The organism is Mesorhizobium sp. M00.F.Ca.ET.216.01.1.1, from assembly GCF_004010325.2.
Taxonomy (GTDB): domain Bacteria; phylum Pseudomonadota; class Alphaproteobacteria; order Rhizobiales; family Rhizobiaceae; genus Mesorhizobium.
Genome location: NZ_SADR02000020.1, coordinates 1 through 17,520, shown reverse-complemented (window position 1 = coordinate 17,520; position 17,520 = coordinate 1). Strand labels below are relative to the sequence as shown.

Genomic DNA, 17,520 nt, shown 5'->3' with positions numbered 1-17,520 from the left:
GTCGCCCAAAAACGCAGCGGTTTGGGGCAACGACATGCATAAAATAGAGACTTGAAGCGTCCGTGCGGCCGCGAATGCTGCTGGCTTTGCCTTTGCGCGGCCGGAACCGGAATGGGTGTTGTCCGTTCTCGGTAGAACCGGAGAGCGCTAGGAGCTTGTCATGGCGCCGCGTCCCGCCTGGAAAGGCTATCTGAAGCTTTCGCTGGTCACCTGCGCCATTGAACTGACCAATGTCGTCACCCATACCGAAAAGGTCTCGTTCCGGGTGCTCGACCGCAAGACCGGCAACGCCGTCAGGCGCGTCTATGTCGATTCCGAAACCGGCGAGCCGTTGGGCGAGGGCGACGAGGTCAAAGGCTATGAGGTCGAGGACGGCGAGTTCATCCACATTGAGGAAGACGAGATCGAGGCGGTCCAGATCGAATCCTCGCATACGACGAACCTGGACGGTTTCGTCGAAAAGTCCTCGATCCAGCAGATTTATCTCGACACGCCCTACTACGTCACGCCGGCAGACAAAGTCTCGGAGGAGGCTTTCGCCGTCATCCGCGACGCCATGGCCGGCAGGAAGATGGCGGGGCTTGCCCGCATCGTGCTGTACCAGCGTGAACGCCCGGCGGTCATCGAGCCGCTGGGCAAGGGTATGGTGCTGACCACGCTGCGCTACGACAATACGGTGCGCCAGCCGGATGCCATCTTCGACGACATCGCGGCAATGAAGACGGATGACGAGATGATCGATCTCGCCAAGCACATCATTGATGAGAAACGGACGAGGTTCGATCCGTCGAAATTCGAGGACCGATACGAGAACGCACTGCTTGAGCTGATCCGAGCCAAGAAGGCCGGCAAGAAGGCGCCAAAGACCAAGGCGGCTCCTCAACCCTCCAATGTCATCAACCTTTTCGATGCGCCGAAGAAGAGCCTTTCGTCGGGCGAGCGGTCAGCCGCGAAGACATCCCGGCCGGCAAAGGCCAAACCGCAAGCGAAGCGGGAAACGCCTGCCGCCCGGCGCAAGTCGGCATAGGATTTAGGGTTCATGGCCAGCCTCGAACAATACCACGCCAAGCGCGATTTCAAGAAAACCACCGAGCCGTCCGGCAAGGTCGCTCGAGCCGGGAAGGGCGGGGCCGGCGGCATCTTCGTTATCCAAAAGCATGCCGCCACGCGGCTGCATTACGACCTTCGCCTGGAACATGGCGGCGTGCTGTGGAGCTGGGCGGTGACCCGCGGCCCGAGCCTCGATCCACATGAAAAGCGGCTTGCCGTGCATGTCGAGGACCACCCGATCGACTACGCGTCCTTCGAAGGCACCATTCCCGAAGGCGAATATGGCGCCGGCTCGGTCATCGTCTGGGACGAAGGCACATGGACGCCGGACATCGATCCGGCCCAGGCGATGAAGAAAGGCCATATCAGCTTTGAGCTGCACGGCCACAAGCTACACGGCCTCTGGCATCTGGCGTGGCTGAGGCCACGCCGTGGTGACAAGCGCGACAATTGGCTGCTGATCAAGTCCGACGATGCCGCCGCGCGCCCCGGCGAGGATATCCTGGAGGAGGCACCGGAATCGGTGAAGTCCGGCCTGACCGTCGAAGAGGTCGGCGAAGGCAAGACCGCGAGCGGCAAGAAACCAAGGGTCTGGCATTCGAACAAGCCAGCCGCCAGCAAGGCGAAGCTCAGGGCAGCGAAGCGACTCGAATTCATCGAACCATGTCTCGCCACCCTGCAAAGGGATGCGCCGCCCGGCAAGGAGTGGCTGCATGAGGTGAAGTTCGACGGCTACCGCATGCAGGCGCAGCTCGCCGGCGGTGAGGTGCGGCTTTTGACGCGCACCGGTCTCGACTGGACGAAGAAATTCGGAGACGCGATTGTCGCAGCGCTTGCCAGTCTGAAATGCAAGGATGCGATCATCGATGGCGAGATCGTCGTGCTGGCCGACAGCGGCGTCTCGTCCTTCCCGGCGCTGCAGGCGGAGCTGTCGGCTGGCCGCACGGATCGTTTCATCTACTACGTCTTCGACCTGATGCGCCTCGACGGCGAAGACCTGCGCAGCGAGCCGCTGGTCGAGCGCAAGCAGGCGTTGCAGGAATTGCTTGGCAAGCAGCCCGACAACTCGGCCGTGCGCTTCAGCGAGCACTTTGCCGAACCCGGCAAGGTCATGCTCGAGCACGCCTGCCGCATGGGGCTGGAAGGCATCGTCTCCAAGCGCGCCGACGCGTCCTATCGCAGCGGCAGCGGCCTGTCCTGGATAAAGTCGAAGTGCACGCTGCGCCAGGAATTCGTCGTCGGCGGCTACCTGCCGTCGGACAAGACCGGGCGCGGGCTGCGCTCACTGCTGGTCGGTTACCATGAGGGCGGCAAGCTGCATTATGCCGGCCGCGTCGGCACCGGTTTTTCCGCCAAGACCGCCGGCGACCTGAAGAAAAAACTCGATGCGCTGAAAGCCAAGACTTCGCCCTTCGACACGGCCGCACCGGCGGGCAAGGGCCTAGTTTGGGTGAAGCCCGAGCTGGTCGGCGAAGTGGAGTTCCGCAGCTGGACCTCTGACCGTATAATACGTCATGCCTCGTTCCAGGGATTGCGCGAGGACAAGCCGGCGGAGGAAATCGTGCAGGAGAGGCCAAAAGCATCCGCAGGCGAGGCCAAGGCAAAATCCGCGCCCACCAAATCCGCTGGGGCTGCGAAAACCGAGGTGACGCTTTCCCACCCGGACAAGCTGCTGTGGCCCGAGGAGAAGGTATCGAAGCAGGACCTGCTCGACCATTACGCGACGGTCTGGCCGCGCATGCAACAATTCGTCGTCAATCGGCCGCTCAGCCTGGTGCGGGCGCCGGACGGCGTCGGCGGCCAGCGCTTCTTCCAGAAGCACGCTTCCCCCGGCATGCATGACAAGATCGACAGAATGAAGGACCCCAAGGACGGCGAGGAGCTGTTGTTCATCCGTGATTTTGAAGGCGTTGCCGCCTTGGTCCAGCTCGGAGTGGTCGAGATCCATATCTGGGGCTGCACGATCGACGAGCTGGAGAGGCCGGACCAGATCATCTTCGACCTCGACCCCGACGAGGGCGTCGAGGCGAAAGCGGTGCGCGCGGCCGCGCTCGACATCCGTGCCCGGCTCGACCAACTGTCGTTGCCGAATTTCGTCAAGACATCGGGCGGCAAGGGCTATCATGTCCTGATACCCCTGAAACCGTCGGCGGACTGGGAGGCGGTAAAGACCTTCGCCCATGATTTTGCCCGCGCCCTCGAACAGGCCGCGCCCGATCGCTACACGGCGACGCTGTCGAAGAAGGCGCGCACCGGCAAGATCTTCGTCGACTATCTGCGCAACAGCCGCGGAGCGACCACGGTCGCGCCCTATTCGTCGCGCGCCAAGAAGCGTGCCGCGGTGTCGATGCCGGTGACCTGGGCGGAGATCGAAGCCGGGCTGGCGCCGAACGCCTTCCCGATCGGCGACAGAACGACGCTGAAGCGGCTGGCGGAAGCCGATGCCTGGGCCGATTTTTTCCAGAAGGGCAAGCCACTCAAGCGCGGTTGATCCGGCTAGAACCATGATCCCGAAAAGTGGAACCCGGTTTTCGGAAAAGATCATGGTCAAACAACAAGATATTCAGCCGAGAAACACCTTCTCGAACGCCTGCTTGCCAGTCGGCGAAAAGATCACCGCGCGGCTGTCCTTCTCGCGCCGCGCCCATTTTTCCGAAAGGATCTTGTAGAGGATGGCCGCGCCGAGCGTGCCGGCCAGATGCGAGCGCCGCACGCTCCAGTCGAGGCAGGCGCGGCACGCCGGCCGCCTGGCCTTGTGCTCAACATTGATGCCGATCGCGGCGAAATGCGAGGCCGCCGACTGGCCGAGCCTGATCTCGTTGTCATCTCGCACCAGGATTTTTCTAGCGACCAGACGATCCAGCATCGCCACCGCTTGCTCGCCGGCGAGGTGGTCGTAGCAGACCCGCGCCACACGCATGGCCGCGTCGCGGGGGCCCGGCCGCACCCGCTGCGGTCCGACCGAGGCGGCGACGCCGGTGATGGCCTCGATCATGCCCGCCACCTGCGGGCCGGCGAGGCCGTAATAGCGGTGCCGCCCCTGGCTCGCCAGCGTCAGCAATCCGCCCTCCATCAGTTTCGACAGATGCGAACTGGCGGTCGGCAGCGACACGCCGGCCTCCAGCGCCAGTTCTGTCGCCGTCAGTGCGGTGCCGCCCATCAGCGCGGTGAGCATGTTCGCCCGTGCCGGATCGCCGACCAGGCTGGCGATGCGGGCTATGTCGGGTCCTTCACGCATAGTTCGTTCCTCATCGAAGCATTCTCGTCAGGTAATCATTATTCTCCGCTCAGATCAAGGAGGTGACGATGACCGCAAGAACCGCTCCCAGCGCCGCGCTGGCCAATCGCCTGCCGTTCCCGTTCGTGAGCCTACGCCGGTTTCGCCTGCGACTCCTGGCGCGATGGTACGACCGTCATCTGCAGCGCCTCGACCTCGCCGAGATCGACGACCATTTGCTGCGCGACCTTGGCCTGACGCCCCAGGACGTGCGCCGCGAATGCGCGAAATCCTTCTGGCAAATATGACCAGCGAGAATTGCCTAGCACATCGATCGACCGAACGTTTCGATCGCGCTTGAACTGTCGGCGCAAGGAATATCAAACCGCCAAGGAGGCGAAAATGACCATCACCTGCTTCATCCGCTATGAGATCGATCCGTTCGGCAAGGCGGCATTCGAGGAATACGCCCGCAACTGGGGCCAGGCAATCCCGCGCTGCGGCGCCGATCTGATCGGCTATTTTGCGCCGTACGAAGGCTCGGCCACCACCGCCTATGCCGCCTACAATATCGACAGCCTCGCGGCCTATGAAGCCTATCGCGCCAAGCTCGCCGCCGATCCGGCCGGCAAGGCAAATTACGAATTTGCCCGGCGCGAAAAATTCATCCTCAAAGAGGATCGCATCTTCCTGAAGCTGGCTTCGAGGCCGCATGCCAAGTTGGCGCTGCCATGATCGCGGTCATCTTCGAGGTCGAGCCGGCGGCAGGCCAGCGCGACACCTATCTCGGCCTTGCCGCCAACCTGCGCCCGCTGCTCGACGGCATCGACGGCTTCGTCTCGATCGAGCGGTTCCAGAGCCTTGCCGATCCGAACCGCATCTTGTCGCTGTCGTTCTGGCGCGACGAGGAAGCAGTGAAAGCCTGGCGCAATACGCAAGAGCACCGGCAGGCGCAGAAGGCCGGCCGTGGCGGTATCTTTGCCGACTATCGTCTACGTATCGCCCACGTCATGCGCGACTACGGTCTGACCGAACGGGCCGAGGCACCAAGGGATAGCAGAGAAGTGAACGGGTGAGAGCTGCTTGTGCAGCGGCTCTCCCCTTCTCCCCAGAGGAAGGTGGCCGAGCGAAGCTCGGTCGGATGAGGAGTGCTCCAGCTTGGCGCCGACCGCGCTCCGTCCAACACCCCTCAACCGTCTTGGCGCTAACGCGCCGATCCACCTTCTCCCCCAAGGGGCCCACAAGGGAGAAGGGAAGAAGCTAAGCGTTGCCGATCAGCACCCCCGCCGCGAACACCAGCGCGCCGCCCAGCACCACCTGGAAGGCAGCGCGCCAGAATGGCGTCTGCATGTAACGGTTCTGCACGAAGGCGATCGCCCACAGTTCAAAGAACACCACCACCGCCGCGACGGCCGTCGCCGTCCAGAAAAGTGGAATGAGATAGGGCAGCGCATGGCCGAGGCCGCCCAGCGTGGTCATGACGCCGACGGTCAGCCCGCGGCTGACCGGCGAGCCGCGGCCCGACAGCTTGCCGTCGTCGGAGGCGACCTCGGTAAAGCCCATCGAAATGCCGGCGCCGATCGAGGCGGCAAGCCCGACCAGAAAGGTCTGAAACGTGTCGTGCGTGGCAAAGGCCGCGGCAAAGATCGGCGCCAGCGTCGACACCGATCCGTCCATCAGCCCGGCCAGCCCCGGCTGTACATAGGTCAGGATGAACTGTCGCTGCTCGGCCGCGGCTTCCTCTTCCTTGACCGCGCCCGGCACATGCTTTTGCTCCAGCCGCTGCGCCTGCGTTTCATGGCTCTGTTCGGCAACCGCCAGATCGTCGAGCAGTTTCCGCGTCGAGGCGTCGCTGGTGCGTTTGGCCGCCTCGACATAGAACCGATAGGCCTGCCGCTCCATCGCTTCGGCCTGATTGCGCACATGCTCGATGCCGAGCGGCCTGACCAGCCAGTCGGGCTTGCGTTCGTAATAGCCCCTCACATGCTCGCGCCGGATCAAGGGAATGCGCTCGCCGAAACGTCTGCGGAAAAGCTCGATCAGCGAGTCGCGATGGCCGTCCTCCTCCTCCGCCATCTCCTCGAACACCTTGGCCGACTGCGGAAAGCTTTCCGCCAGCCCGTCGGCATAGGCGCGGTAGATGCGCCCGTCATCCTCCTCGGATGAGATAGCCAGCGCCAGGATCTCTTTTTCCGAGAGCGATTCGAAAGGACGGCGGCCTAGGCCGAAAACACGGGAAAGCATGAGAAATTCACCTTAGTTTAGAATGATTCTAAACTAGGGTCTGATGCGCTCTCGGTCAATCACGCATCTCGGCCGGGCGGTCAGAATTATTTGACCCAGGAATTCTCAACGGCGCCCTTCATTATTGGCAAATGTTCACCTATATAGCTGAACCTAAGCCAAGAGGAAGGACCGTAGATGCCGGCAAAACAGCACCCACAATCGTTTGATCCGAAACCCGTTCTCGACCTCATCGCCAACATCGAGGCCGACCTGCAGCGCCTGAAAGGCCTGGTCGAGCAGCAGGTCGAAAAATTCGATCCCGCCAATCCGCACAACAAAGCGCCCGACGGCAAGCTGACCGAGGAAGGCGTCGAGTGCTGCTACCGCATGTTCGACGAGGGCAAGTCGCGCTATTCGGTTGCACAGCAGATGAAGATTTCCTTCGCCGCCGCCACCCACCGCTTCAACACCTGGCGCAAGCTCGGCGGCAGCAAGCGGCAGAGGGCGCTTTTGGGGTGAGGAGCGGCGGGGGAGGCTTCGGCCAATCTCAAAGGTCCGGGGGCGGCTGATGAAAGGCACCACACTCTTCTCGCCGTCCAGGAATTGTAACGGTCACATTTTTTTATTGGTGCGCAGCCCGGTTTTCCGTGCACCATGAGACGATTGCATTTCCGCAGGATCTCGCCATGACCGCTACCACGCCTCCCGGTATCGCCGATATCCGCCGCGCCGCGGCGCGTTTGTCCGGCCTGATCGTCGAAACGCCGCTGATCGAATCGGCGGAGCTGAACAAGCGCTTCGGCGCCAGGATCCTGTTCAAGCCGGAGACGCTGCAGCGCACCGGCTCGTTCAAGCTTCGCGGCGCCTACAACAAGCTGTCGTCGCTCAGCGACGAGGAACGCAGCCGCGGCGTCGTTGCCTTCTCGTCCGGCAACCATGCGCAAGGCGTCGCCGCATCGGCGGCGATGTTCGGCGTCAAGGCCGTCATCGCCATGCCGACCGACGCGCCGGCGATGAAGGTCGGCAATGTCAGGAAAATGGGAGCGCAAGTGGTTCCGTTCGACCGTTTTCGCGATGACCGTATGACGGTGGTCCGCCCTTACATGGAAAGCGGCATGGTTCTGGTGCCGCCCTTCGACGACCCGGCCATCATCGCCGGCCAGGGCACGATCGGCCTTGAGCTGGTGGCGCAGGCGAAACGGCTCGGTGTCAGCCTCGACGCGGTCGTGGTACCCTGCGGCGGCGGCGGCTTGAGCAGCGGCATTTCCGTCGCCGTCAAGGATGCCTCGCCGGGCACTTCCGTCTGGGCCGTGGAGCCCGAGTATTTCGACGACACTCGCCGCTCGCTGATAAAAGGTGCCAGGGTTGCGAACGAGCCCGGCCACACGTCGATCTGCGACGCGATCCTCACCCACGAGCCGGGCGCGATCACCTTCGAGATCAACCGCAGGAATCTTGCCGGCGGCATCGCCGTCTCCGACAAGGCGACCGCACAGGCGATGCGCGACGCCATGGCCTATCTCAAGCTGGTGGTCGAGCCCGGCGGCTGCGTCGGGCTGGCCGCGCTATCGTCGGGCGAGATCGAGCTAACAGGCAAATGCGTTGCCGTGGTGCTGTCCGGCGGCAATGTCGATTTTGGCACCTATGCGGAAATCATGGCAGCGGCTTAGGTGGCGCGGCCGTGGCTGAAGGATACCGCGGGCGCAGAATAAAAGCTGTGGCGATCCTTCGCGCCGCAGCAAAAGTCTCTGCATTACGGCATGATCCTAATCCAGTGTCCGCCTGAACCGCACCAGCGCCACGCCCGCAAACAGCGCCACGAACACCACGAGCCAGCCGATTTCCGTTGCGACCGCCGGCAGTTCCGCGGCCTTCAGCATCACCGCGCGGATGATGCGCAGGAAATGCGTCAGCGGCAGGACCTCGCCGAGCAGCTGCGCCCACTCGGGCATGCCGCGATAGGGGAACATGAAACCGGACAGCATGATAGACGGCAGGAAGAAGAAGAAAGTGAGCTGCAGCGCCTGCATCTGCGTGCGGGCGATCGTCGAAATAGTGTAGCCGAGCAGCACCAGCGCCAGAACGAAGATGAGGACTGCCGTGAGCAGCAGCGATAGAGAGCCCATAAAGGGGACGGCAAACAACAGCTTCGCTGCCGCCAGCACCACCACCACTTGCACGGCGCCAACCACCAGGTAGGGCAGCACCTTGCCCAGCATGATTTCGAGCGGGCTGGACGGCATCGCCAAAAGGTTCTCCATCGTGCCGCGCTCGGTCTCGCGCGTCAGCGCGATCGATGTCATCATCACCATCGTCATCTGCAGGATGACGCCGAGCAGGCCGGGCACGATATTGTATTGCGACGCGGCTTCCGGATTGTAGCGCTGGTGCACCACCACCTGTAGCTGCTCCTTGGCAGTTTCGGCGGCAGTCGCCTGCATGCCGCGCGCCCTGAGCAGCGCCTGGTTGGCGACGGTGCCCAGCGTCGAGATGGCGCCGCTGGCGGCGGCGGGATCGGTCGCATCCGCCTCAATCAGGATCTGCGGCTGGTTGCCGCGCTCGACCCGCTGGGCGAAATCGGCAGGGATGGTGACGACGAAGGCGACATCGCCCCGGGCCATCAGGAATTCCGCTTGCGCCGCACTTTGCGCGACATGGTCGAACCGGTAATAGCCGGTGGTCTGCAGCGCCGAGACCATGGCCCGCGTGTATTGATCGCTGCTCGTCGCCACCAGGACCGCCGGCAGGTTCTTCGGATCGTTGTTGATGGCATAGCCGAACAGCACCAACTGCATCAGCGGCACACCCAGCATCATGGCGAAGGTGATGCGGTCGCGCCGCATCTGGATGAATTCCTTGATCAGCAGAGCGCCGAGTCTGGCGAAGGAAAAGACGCTGGTCATGCCATATTGTCCTTGGAGCCGGACATGAACTGGATGAACACATCCTCCAGGCTGGTTTCGCCCGGCGTCACCGTTACGCCCTTGTGCTGCTTCTCGACGTCGGCAAGTGCCGCCTGCAGCGCCTGCTTGTCGGAGCCGACGACATGCAGCGTGGCGCCGAACGGCGCCACCTGGTCGACGCCGGGGCGACCGTCGAGCGCCGCCGCGACCAGGTCGAGACGCGGCCCCTGCACGATGAACGTCGTCAGCCCGGCATTCCTCACCACCTCGTCGACCGTGCCGGTGGCCAGCATCTTGCCGTAGGAGATATAGCTGATACGGTGGCAGCGCTCGGCCTCGTCCATGTAATGGGTGGAGACCAGCACGGTCAGCCCACCGTTAGCCAGCCGATGGATCTCATCCCAGAATTCGCGCCGCGCCTTCGGATCGACGCCCGCCGTCGGTTCGTCGAGCAGCAGCAATCTCGGCTGGTGCATGATGCAGGCGGCCAGCGCCAGCCGCTGCTTCCAGCCGCCGGACAGTGTTCCTGCCAGCTGGTCCTTGCGCGAGGTGAGGCCGAGATCCTCCAGCGTCCTGCCGACATACTCGTTAAGCGGCTTCAACCGATAAAGCCGCGCCACGAATTCGAGATTCTCGGCGATGGTCAGGTCCTCGTAGAACGAGAATTTCTGCGTCATGTAGCCGACTTCGCGCTTGATTCTCAGACTGTCGGTGCGGATGTTGAAACCCAGAACCGTGCCTTCGCCCTCGTCCGGCGTCAGCAGGCCGCACATGATGCGGATGGTCGTCGTCTTGCCCGAACCATTCGGGCCGAGGAAGCCGACGATCTCGCCTTCGGCCACCGTCATCGTCACATGATCGACGACGGTCTTGTCGCCGAAGCGCTTGACCAGGCCGTGGACGTCGATGACGTTCATTTTCCGACATCCGCCAGTTCGACGTCGACGATCTGACCGGGCTGCAACGCACTCGCATTGCCCTCGGGTCGCGCCTCGACCAGGTAGACCAGCTTCTGCCGCGTCTCGAGCGAGTAGATCACCGGCGGCGTGAATTCCGGATCCGGCGACACGTAGCGGACCCGCGCCTTCAGGTCCGTTCCGCAACCGTCGCAATGGACGTTGAGCAGCGTGCCGACCTTCACCGAATGGAATGCGCTTTCCGGCACGTAGACGCTGAGCTTCACGGCGCCGTCCGGCAGCATCGAAATGACCGGCGCCGTCGGCCCGGCCGTGTCGCCCGGATTGCGGATCACGTCGTTGACGCGGCCGGGCAAAGGCGCCGCCAGCACCCGCTTCGACAGCCGCCAGCGTGCTTGCTCCAGTGCCGATTGCGCTTGCCTGACCTGGTTGTCGGCGGCCTTGATGGTCTCGGCCCGCGCCGGCAGGCCGCCAACGGCGAGATTGGCCTCCGCCTGGCCGACCTGAGCGTTGGCCGTCTCCAGCGTCGCCGAGGCGGTGTTGTAATCGGCCTGCGTGCCGGTGCCGCGCTTGAACAGGTCGCTGGCGCGGTCGTATTTCCGCTTGGCATCGGCGGCTTGCGCCCTTGCCATGTCGACCTGCGCTTTAAGCACCGCGATCTCTTCCGGCCGCTTGCCAACCTGCAGGTCGGCAAGTTGCGCCTTGGCCTGGGCAAGCGCCGCTTCGGCCTGCGCGACGGCGATCTCGGCGTCGGCGCTTTCCAGCGTCACCACCGGCGTGCCGGGCTCGACGCGGTCGCCGCGCTTGACCGAAATCGTCTCGACCTGCGCTACCTCGATCGGCGCAAGCAGCACATAGTCGCCCTCGACATAACCGACGGCGAGCGGCGCCGACGGCGCACAGGCGCTGAAAAGCTGGGCGGCGAGCGGCAGCGAACACAACAAGCTCATGGTTTCGGATCCTTCCGGGCGGCCAGGATTGCGCCGAGATTGGCCGTCACCGCCGCCGCCATCCTGGTGGCCTCGGCATCGCCGATCTTGTGCCAGCCCATGCGGCGCATCACCGCCTCGCGGCCGATGCGGAAATAGACGACCTGGCCGATCAGCGTGAAGACGGTGAGCTTGGTACGCTCGCTTTCGGCCGCCTCGCCAGTCGCCTGTTCCCAGAGCAGGCAGAGCCGGCGATGCGCCGGCTCGAATACGCCGTCATAGATGCGGTCGAGGGCTGCGGTCGGGTGGGACAGCTCGCGCAGTACGAATTGTACGATCTCGCCGGCTTCCGGCTGTGCCACGATGAACGCCACCATCCGCTCCAATGCGACAAACAATTGCGCGCGCGCCGCCTCGGGGTCGTTCATTGCCGCCGCGGGTGCTTTGAGATTGCCGATCGCCTGGCCGGCAATGGTCTGGATGGTGTCGACGATATAGTCGGCGGCAGCTGCCCGAAGTCCCTCCTTGCCGCCGAAATGATAGGCTATCGAGCCGATATTGGCCTTGGCCTCGGCTGCGATTTCGCGCGTCGAGGTGCCGTCGAAACCCTGCCGCCCGAACAGTTTCAACGCCGCGCGGACAAGTGCGGCGCGCGTCAAGTCGGCAGGAGATGTCTCGCGACGCGGGGTTCTGGCTTTCGGTGACCGGTTCATGATAGGTGATTTAATCAATCGAATGATTAAAGTCAAGCCTCCTGCTTGATCTCGGCTTGCCATGGCAGGCGTCGCGCGCGTAGTGTTTGGCCATGGGCAAGGAAGTCGAGCGCAAGTTCCTAGTCTCCGGTGCGGAATGGCGAAATCTGGTCGAGGCGGACATCCGCATTCGCCAGTTTTATCTCACGGCCGAGGCCGGCCGTACCGTGCGTGTGCGCATCAGCGATGACGCCTCGGCGGAGTTGACGCTCAAATTCGGTGGCACGGGCCGCGAGCGCGACGAATTCGAATATCCGATCCCTTTGGCCGAGGCGCAGCAGATGCAGGCCTTCGCCATCGGACATGTCATCGAGAAGACACGCCATCATGTTAGGCATCGCGGCTATCTCTATGAAGTCGATGTCTTCGGCGGGATGCTTGCGGGGCTGGTGGTCGCCGAGCTCGAGACGCCGGAGGATGTTCCGGACGAAAAGCTGCCTGATTGGCTCGGCCGTGAAGTCACCGGCGAGCAGAGATTCTACAACGCGTCGCTCGCCCTTGGGGGGATTCCGGAGATCGCCGCATGAGCTTTCGCATCGATCCGCGCCTGCCGCTGACCGGCGAGGTCAGGCGTATCCTTGCCGAGGAGGTCGGCAAGGCCCTTTTCCATTTGCACGCCGCGTCCGGCAGGCCGGAACAGGCGCTGCACAAATGCCGCAAGCGGCTGAAGAACGCCCGCGCCTTGCTTCGCCTCGTCCGTTCCGGAAACGAAACGTTCTACGGGGCGGAGAACCGATGCTATCGCGACGTTGCTGCCCTGCTTGCCGGCCCGCGCGAGGCGACCGCGCTGGTTGAAACCATCGACCGGCTGGCGGCGAGCTTCCCTGAACAGAGCGCCGGCGGCGGTCTCGATGCTGTGCGCGACAGGCTCGTCGCCCGCCAGCAACATGTGCATGGCGATGTGGGTCTCGGTGCCGCGATAGACACCGCGATCACCGCCTGCGAGGAGGGTATAAGCCGGATCGACACGCTTCTCCTGCCCGATCAGCCGGAGCAGGCCGCCGACGTGCTCGCCGAAGGCGCCCGCATTACGCTGCGCCGCGCCAGGAAGGCGCTGGACAAGGCCGGATCGCGTGGCGAAGCCGACGATTTCCACAACCTGCGCAAGGCGGCCAAGACCCACGGCATGCACCTGTCGCTGCTCGGGAGGCTTTGGCCGACGCCGATCAAGACCCGGCGCAAGGTGGTCGACAAACTGGGCGAACAGCTGGGCGAACTGCACGACGTATTCGTCATGCGTGCGCTTCTTGACGCCGACGGCCAGCCGCTCGGTGCCCCGGAAGAAACGCGGCTTCTGGACAAACTTCTGAAGCGTTCGGAAAAAGCCCTAAAAAAGGCCTGTCTCGCCGAGGCAGCCGACGTGTTTGGCGACAGCCCCAAGCGCTCGACGAAGAAACTCGCCCGCAAGATGCGCGACGATCTGGTGCCGCCGCAAGAAGACGCAAGCGCGCCTGCAGCCGGCTGACGGACAAAGTGCGAAGAACAGGCGCGGCTGGCGTCCTGCTGCCTGCCTATGGTAATCGCCGTCTGGCATGACCGAGACCAGCGACACGCTTCTGGATCGACTTGGCCGCTGGCTTGCCGGCCGGCTGCAGGAAGAATCCTCCGGCTATGAGCCCTACACGCCGTCCGATGCCGAAACGCTGCGCCGGACGCTCGAGCCCGGCGACATCCTGCTCATCGAGGGCAACCAGAAGATCTCGGCGGCAATTAAATACCTCACCCAGTCGACCTGGTCGCATGCGGCCTTCTATGTCGGCGATGCCCTGGCTGAACCGGAGGACGGATCGGAACGGCGGCGCCTGATCGAGGTCACGCTCGGCGAAGGCTGCATCGCCGTGCCGCTGTCGCGCTACCGCACCTACAACACGCGCATCTGCCGGGCGAGCGGCCTGTCGCCCGAAGATCGCGACAAGGTCGTTGCCTTCATGATCGGCAAGCTTGGCCTGAAATACGATCTCAAGAACATCTTCGACATGCTGCGCTATTTCTTCCCGACGCCGCCGGTACCGGTGCGCTGGCGCCGCCGCATGCTGGCTTTCGGCTCAGGCGATCCGACGCGGGCAATCTGCTCCTCGCTCATTGCCGAGGCCTATGGCCAGATCCGCTATCCGATCCTGCCCGAGATCACCCAGGCGCCCGGCCGCGCCTCGGCGCAGTCGACCTATATGCGCAAGGAAATCCTGCACATCCGTCATCACTCGCTCTACACCCCGCGCGACTTCGACCTGTCGCCCTATTTCCGCATCGTCAAGCCGACGCTGGAATACGGTTTCGACTACCGGCAGATGATCTGGGACGACAAGGCGACGGCTGCCGCTACGGAGACGAAGGCCGCCGAATAGCAGCTCGATCTTTTTGTTTGAGCATCGGATCTTCCGAAAACCGATTTCCACTTTTTGGACCGATGCTCTGAGGTCAAAACTCAATCAGCCGCCAATAGCCGAGATGCACGGAACCTTGCCGCTTGAATCGGCCTGCGGCAACGAGCACAGAGTGCCAACAGCAGACATTTCGCACGAGCAGAACCGCAGTCGCCTGAGGCGCTGGATCGCCTTGTCAATGCGAAGCGAGTGGGCCACACCCAGTAGCTTGAAGCAATCGCAGTCGAGAACCTAATAGCTATCCATGCCGCAGTCAGGCAATGCTCGCCGTCAATGCGTTCCAGGCCGCGTGCGAGTCCATGTAGTCTCTCCAGTGCGTGATCTTCCGGTTTTCAAGTTCGATGATCGAGCAGAACCGATTCTCATACTTGGCACCCGTCGCGAGAATCGTCCCATGGACTTCGTATTCGATGACGACGACGCGGCCGTTGTCCGCTCTGTTGACAATCAACTTGTCTGCGGACCGGATCCTGATACTGCCGACATATCCGCCGAACTGGCCCATCAGATCGGCGCGTCCCCGGACCACACGCGGCCAGCCCAAGTCGTAGCGGACCTCGTAGGCGATATCGTCGGCGGCGATGTCGAAGAAGTGCTCGCCGTCGACGAGGTCCCCCAGTGCCCTTCGGACCAGCTCGAAATAGGGCTCGGCACCCTCATAGGCAGAATATTTCTTGCTAGGCATTCTGATCTCTCCATGTGTTTTGCTGGTTACTTGTCAAGGTGCCGCCTGTCGACGAAACCGGCGTGCCTTTGCCCGATGAATGATGCGGAAACAGGCCCGACGCTGCGAAGTCGTCCCGGTCATTACGGGCAGGGTCACTTGGCCGCTTCCAGTGCCCACGCAGCTGCACTTCGCCGGGCGAAGTCCTGGAAGCTGGTTGCCGCCCGGCCCGTGACCTTTTCAATGTCGTCGTTCGGTCGTGAACCGTTGCCGGCGATGATCGTCCCGGTCAGCCAGCGAAGCATGACTGCATAGTCGGCAGGCACGATGCCAGCTTTGACCGCACCGCTGATCCACACGTCCGGATCAATGTCGTTATGGGTGACGGGCCGGCCGATTACGCTGGCAATGATGCCGGCGACCTCGCTGATCGTAATCGATTGAGGGCCACTTGGCGCGTATACCGCGCCGGCATGGGCGTGAGGGTTGACCAGCGTCTCAACCGCGACCGCCGCAATGTCCGCGGCATCAACGAAGGCTTCCGTCCCGTCGCCGGTAGGCACCGTGATCGCACCGTCGATGAGGGGCAAATGTTCGTCGCTGAAGTTCTGCATTACCCATGACGGACGCAGTATGGAATGGGTGAAGCTCCCCCGGCGCGCAAGGTCTAGCTCGACGGCCCGGATGTCGACCTCCGGGGGTGCCTGGTCGCTGCGGTAGGTGCTGAGATACGTCACGTGGCGAACCCCGGCGACGGCGGCAAGGTCGAGGAATTCCGCAGTCTGGCGGGCGAACTTGATCCGCATGATGGGCGTGACGAGGTAGACACGGTCAACGCCGTCCAGCGCCGGGGCATACGTCGTCTTGTCATCCCAGTCGAACACCACGTCTGCGCCACGGCGCGAGGCCGTGCGTGCATTCAGGCCTCGCTCGATAAGTTTTTGCGCCACGAGCGCTCCGGTTCGTCCGGTACCGCCGAGCACAAGGGCTGTCCGCTGTGAAGCTGTCATATGTCGTTCCTCCGTTTGTCAGTTGTGAATGCATGATGAGAACGAACGTCGAGCGGATCAATGCGTCAAACTCTCATTTTTTTAATTCAAACGCTCATACAGTTGACAGAGGTGATTGTCCTGCTTAGTGATTGAAACATGGATTTGCTAGTTGACCACCTCACGAGAGCGCGCGCCTCCGGTGCCGTTTTCGCTCGAACCGTCGCCAAGCCCCCTTGGGGGCTGCGGCTCGGCGGCTCTATCCAGCTCGCCGTACATGCTGTCGCACAGGGGCGGGGATGGTTGTGGTTTGACGATCCCTCGCAGAGCCCGATACAGCTCTCGCCGGGCGATGTGATACTCGTTCGCGGCGGGCCCGATCACTACATCGGGCATGAACCCGGCGCCGACTGCCTCGAACCCGAGGAGTTCCGGGCGCGCCATGGAGCTGACCGCCTCTCGGATGACCCGCAGGCAACGGTGTTCCTGTGCGGCACCTACCGGCTTTTGGGGGACATCGGCAGCGGCCTGCTCAGTGCGCTGCCCCAAGTTATGCCACTCTCGCCACCAATCGGCGATCCTTTGCGCGACGTGACTAGCCTGCTGTCCCGCGAGCTGGCTTCCCCTGAGCCTGGCCAGAATACAGTGCTGGACCGGCTCCTAGATATACTTCTTGTTCTCGCCATCCGTGCCATTTTCCGCCAGAGCGCCACCACGCCCCGCTGGTACCGAGCGTCGGCCGATCCCCGGCTGAAAGCGGCGTTGCAGGTGATACACGAGGACCCCGGGCGTCCATGGTCGGTACCCGAGTTCGCCAAGATCAGCGGACTGTCCCGCGCCGCCTTTGCACGAGCTTTCGGCGATGCGCTCGGCCAGACCCCCATGCAATATTTGACGGATTGGCGAATGACCTTGGCTCGTGACTACCTGCGTAGTAGCGAAATGGACCTGGCCGACATCGCCAACTTGATCGGCTACGGCTCGCCATATGCGTTCGCCGCAGCCTTCCGACGTCACCACGGATACCCGCCCGGAGCATGGCGGCAACAGCAGTCGATCCACAGCAGCGGGCCGGGAGCAAGCGACCAGATCCACCTCGGCTAACGCGCGCACGCCTCGGCTTACCACCCGGATCGGAGGTCACCAAGTGATGCCGCCGGCCCGAGGGGCTCAGTTGCTGCGCCTTGCGAGAAGGCGTCATAGAAGCAACGCCGGACCGGTTTCCGGCTATTACCTTCTCCACCCGAACAGGCGACCGGCTGCCCTCGCGATCGCTGCCTGCGCGGATGCTCTTAGGCATCAGAGCCAAGTCTGCGCCGTCGCTCGGCCGTTGTGCATCAGCCGCCGGTGAGTGACCGCTTTGGGTGTGCGCCGTGACAAGGCGGCACTTTCCAGTGGGTGCAAACCCCACCCGGCAACCGCTCCAGCCGGAAGCAATCGGAGCAGGCATGGAGGAGACGAAATGTCTGAAGCCTTCGATTAGCGGGTC

General features: G+C 63.2%; 19 protein-coding genes. 11 read left to right on the top strand and 8 right to left on the bottom strand.

Going from position 1 to position 17,520, the window contains the following annotated elements; all coding sequences use genetic code 11:
- Positions 1-160: 160 nt before the first annotated feature.
- Both EN859_RS23770 and ligD read left to right on the top strand, forming a co-directional pair.
- A complete protein-coding gene (locus tag EN859_RS23770; RefSeq protein WP_127855225.1) occupies positions 161-1,027 on the top strand; it encodes a Ku protein in 867 nt (288 codons plus the stop codon).
- 12 nt (positions 1,028-1,039) lie between these two features.
- A complete protein-coding gene (gene ligD, locus EN859_RS23765; RefSeq protein ID WP_127855226.1) occupies positions 1,040-3,541 on the top strand; it encodes a DNA ligase D in 2,502 nt (833 codons plus the stop codon).
- 72 nt (positions 3,542-3,613) lie between these two features.
- Here ligD and EN859_RS23760 read toward each other — a convergent pair whose 3' ends face one another.
- Complete coding sequence (locus EN859_RS23760; RefSeq protein ID WP_127855227.1) at positions 3,614-4,288, bottom strand: winged helix-turn-helix domain-containing protein; 675 nt, start codon at positions 4,286-4,288, stop codon at positions 3,614-3,616.
- Positions 4,289-4,356: 68 nt separating this feature from the next.
- On the opposite strand from EN859_RS23760, the gene EN859_RS23755 reads away from it, so the two are divergent.
- From EN859_RS23755 to EN859_RS23745, 3 genes are all read left to right on the top strand, one after another.
- Complete coding sequence (locus tag EN859_RS23755) at positions 4,357-4,575, top strand: DUF1127 domain-containing protein (RefSeq protein WP_127855228.1); 219 nt, start codon at positions 4,357-4,359, stop codon at positions 4,573-4,575.
- A 94-nt stretch (positions 4,576-4,669) separates the two neighbouring features.
- Positions 4,670-5,002 carry an NIPSNAP family protein gene (locus EN859_RS23750; protein ID WP_127855229.1) on the top strand — a complete coding sequence of 111 codons (333 nt, stop codon included), beginning with the start codon at positions 4,670-4,672 and terminating at the stop codon, positions 5,000-5,002.
- Positions 4,999-5,343: an antibiotic biosynthesis monooxygenase gene (locus EN859_RS23745; RefSeq protein ID WP_127855230.1), complete on the top strand. Its 345-nt coding sequence runs from the start codon at positions 4,999-5,001 to the stop codon at positions 5,341-5,343. Before EN859_RS23750 ends, EN859_RS23745 begins: the two co-directional genes overlap by 4 nt.
- Before the next feature lie 184 nt (positions 5,344-5,527).
- Here EN859_RS23745 and mbfA read toward each other — a convergent pair whose 3' ends face one another.
- The gene (gene mbfA / locus EN859_RS23740) at positions 5,528-6,511 is read right to left on the bottom strand and encodes an iron exporter MbfA (RefSeq protein ID WP_127855231.1); all 984 of its coding nucleotides are present in this window, start codon (positions 6,509-6,511) and stop codon (positions 5,528-5,530) included.
- Positions 6,512-6,688: 177 nt separating this feature from the next.
- Here mbfA and EN859_RS23735 point away from each other — a divergent pair, with 177 nt between their 5' ends.
- Together EN859_RS23735 and EN859_RS23730 are read left to right on the top strand one after the other, a co-directional pair.
- A complete protein-coding gene (locus tag EN859_RS23735) occupies positions 6,689-7,012 on the top strand; it encodes a hypothetical protein (protein ID WP_127855232.1) in 324 nt (107 codons plus the stop codon).
- Positions 7,013-7,179: 167 nt separating this feature from the next.
- Complete coding sequence (locus EN859_RS23730; RefSeq protein ID WP_127855233.1) at positions 7,180-8,163, top strand: threonine/serine dehydratase; 984 nt, start codon at positions 7,180-7,182, stop codon at positions 8,161-8,163.
- A 96-nt stretch (positions 8,164-8,259) separates the two neighbouring features.
- On the opposite strand, the gene EN859_RS23725 is transcribed toward EN859_RS23730, so the two are convergent.
- Genes EN859_RS23725 through EN859_RS23710 form a run of 4 tightly spaced genes read right to left on the bottom strand, consistent with a single transcriptional unit; the run spans position 8,260 to position 11,955 of the window.
- Positions 8,260-9,396, bottom strand: coding sequence for an ABC transporter permease (locus tag EN859_RS23725; RefSeq protein WP_127855234.1), 1,137 nt, complete (start codon positions 9,394-9,396; stop codon positions 8,260-8,262).
- A complete protein-coding gene (locus EN859_RS23720; RefSeq protein WP_127855235.1) occupies positions 9,393-10,313 on the bottom strand; it encodes an ABC transporter ATP-binding protein in 921 nt (306 codons plus the stop codon). The genes EN859_RS23725 and EN859_RS23720 overlap by 4 nt, the downstream gene beginning before the upstream one ends.
- Positions 10,310-11,263, bottom strand: a complete 954-nt coding sequence (locus EN859_RS23715) for an HlyD family efflux transporter periplasmic adaptor subunit (RefSeq protein ID WP_127855236.1) — start codon at positions 11,261-11,263, stop codon at positions 10,310-10,312. Before EN859_RS23715 ends, EN859_RS23720 begins: the two co-directional genes overlap by 4 nt.
- Positions 11,260-11,955, bottom strand: a complete 696-nt coding sequence (locus tag EN859_RS23710) for a CerR family C-terminal domain-containing protein (protein ID WP_127855237.1) — start codon at positions 11,953-11,955, stop codon at positions 11,260-11,262. The genes EN859_RS23715 and EN859_RS23710 overlap by 4 nt, the downstream gene beginning before the upstream one ends.
- A gap of 92 nt (positions 11,956-12,047) precedes the next feature.
- Between EN859_RS23710 and EN859_RS23705 the strand changes: the two genes are divergently transcribed.
- The 3 genes from EN859_RS23705 to EN859_RS23695 all read left to right on the top strand — a co-directional run bounded on the left by EN859_RS23705 (position 12,048) and on the right by EN859_RS23695 (position 14,339).
- Entirely contained in the window at positions 12,048-12,521 is a 474-nt protein-coding gene (locus tag EN859_RS23705; RefSeq protein ID WP_127855238.1) for a CYTH domain-containing protein, read from the top strand.
- A complete protein-coding gene (locus EN859_RS23700; RefSeq protein ID WP_127855239.1) occupies positions 12,518-13,459 on the top strand; it encodes a CHAD domain-containing protein in 942 nt (313 codons plus the stop codon). Before EN859_RS23705 ends, EN859_RS23700 begins: the two co-directional genes overlap by 4 nt.
- A 67-nt stretch (positions 13,460-13,526) precedes the next feature.
- Positions 13,527-14,339 (top strand): YiiX/YebB-like N1pC/P60 family cysteine hydrolase, encoded by an 813-nt coding sequence (locus tag EN859_RS23695; protein ID WP_127855240.1) that lies wholly within the window; start codon positions 13,527-13,529, stop codon positions 14,337-14,339.
- A gap of 292 nt (positions 14,340-14,631) precedes the next feature.
- Here EN859_RS23695 and EN859_RS23690 read toward each other — a convergent pair whose 3' ends face one another.
- Positions 14,632-15,063: a nuclear transport factor 2 family protein gene (locus tag EN859_RS23690; RefSeq protein ID WP_127855241.1), complete on the bottom strand. Its 432-nt coding sequence runs from the start codon at positions 15,061-15,063 to the stop codon at positions 14,632-14,634.
- Between the two features lie 134 nt (positions 15,064-15,197).
- Positions 15,198-16,052, bottom strand: coding sequence for an NmrA family NAD(P)-binding protein (locus EN859_RS23685; protein WP_127855242.1), 855 nt, complete (start codon positions 16,050-16,052; stop codon positions 15,198-15,200).
- A 138-nt stretch (positions 16,053-16,190) separates the two neighbouring features.
- Between EN859_RS23685 and EN859_RS23680 the strand changes: the two genes are divergently transcribed.
- Positions 16,191-17,135 carry an AraC family transcriptional regulator gene (locus tag EN859_RS23680; RefSeq protein WP_127855243.1) on the top strand — a complete coding sequence of 315 codons (945 nt, stop codon included), beginning with the start codon at positions 16,191-16,193 and terminating at the stop codon, positions 17,133-17,135.
- Positions 17,136-17,520: the final 385 nt, after the last annotated feature.

What these genes read in the sequence shown, in the direction of transcription:
- EN859_RS23700 (WP_127855239.1), top strand. Translation starts at nt 12,518, where the DNA reads ATGAGCTTTCGCATCGATCCGCGCCTGCCGCTGACCGGCGAGGTCAGG.
- EN859_RS23705 (WP_127855238.1), top strand. Translation starts at nt 12,048, where the DNA reads ATGGGCAAGGAAGTCGAGCGCAAGTTCCTAGTCTCCGGTGCGGAATGG.
- EN859_RS23730 (WP_127855233.1), top strand. Translation starts at nt 7,180, where the DNA reads ATGACCGCTACCACGCCTCCCGGTATCGCCGATATCCGCCGCGCCGCG.
- EN859_RS23695 (WP_127855240.1), top strand. Translation starts at nt 13,527, where the DNA reads ATGACCGAGACCAGCGACACGCTTCTGGATCGACTTGGCCGCTGGCTT.
- EN859_RS23770 (WP_127855225.1), top strand. Translation starts at nt 161, where the DNA reads ATGGCGCCGCGTCCCGCCTGGAAAGGCTATCTGAAGCTTTCGCTGGTC.
- EN859_RS23755 (WP_127855228.1), top strand. Translation starts at nt 4,357, where the DNA reads ATGACCGCAAGAACCGCTCCCAGCGCCGCGCTGGCCAATCGCCTGCCG.
- EN859_RS23745 (WP_127855230.1), top strand. Translation starts at nt 4,999, where the DNA reads ATGATCGCGGTCATCTTCGAGGTCGAGCCGGCGGCAGGCCAGCGCGAC.
- EN859_RS23720 (WP_127855235.1), bottom strand. Translation starts at nt 10,313, where the DNA reads ATGAACGTCATCGACGTCCACGGCCTGGTCAAGCGCTTCGGCGACAAG.
- EN859_RS23715 (WP_127855236.1), bottom strand. Translation starts at nt 11,263, where the DNA reads ATGAGCTTGTTGTGTTCGCTGCCGCTCGCCGCCCAGCTTTTCAGCGCC.
- EN859_RS23750 (WP_127855229.1), top strand. Translation starts at nt 4,670, where the DNA reads ATGACCATCACCTGCTTCATCCGCTATGAGATCGATCCGTTCGGCAAG.
- EN859_RS23680 (WP_127855243.1), top strand. Translation starts at nt 16,191, where the DNA reads ATGGATTTGCTAGTTGACCACCTCACGAGAGCGCGCGCCTCCGGTGCC.
- EN859_RS23690 (WP_127855241.1), bottom strand. Translation starts at nt 15,063, where the DNA reads ATGCCTAGCAAGAAATATTCTGCCTATGAGGGTGCCGAGCCCTATTTC.
- ligD (WP_127855226.1), top strand. Translation starts at nt 1,040, where the DNA reads ATGGCCAGCCTCGAACAATACCACGCCAAGCGCGATTTCAAGAAAACC.
- EN859_RS23725 (WP_127855234.1), bottom strand. Translation starts at nt 9,396, where the DNA reads ATGACCAGCGTCTTTTCCTTCGCCAGACTCGGCGCTCTGCTGATCAAG.
- EN859_RS23735 (WP_127855232.1), top strand. Translation starts at nt 6,689, where the DNA reads ATGCCGGCAAAACAGCACCCACAATCGTTTGATCCGAAACCCGTTCTC.
- EN859_RS23685 (WP_127855242.1), bottom strand. Translation starts at nt 16,052, where the DNA reads ATGACAGCTTCACAGCGGACAGCCCTTGTGCTCGGCGGTACCGGACGA.
- EN859_RS23760 (WP_127855227.1), bottom strand. Translation starts at nt 4,288, where the DNA reads ATGCGTGAAGGACCCGACATAGCCCGCATCGCCAGCCTGGTCGGCGAT.
- EN859_RS23710 (WP_127855237.1), bottom strand. Translation starts at nt 11,955, where the DNA reads ATGAACCGGTCACCGAAAGCCAGAACCCCGCGTCGCGAGACATCTCCT.
- mbfA (WP_127855231.1), bottom strand. Translation starts at nt 6,511, where the DNA reads ATGCTTTCCCGTGTTTTCGGCCTAGGCCGCCGTCCTTTCGAATCGCTC.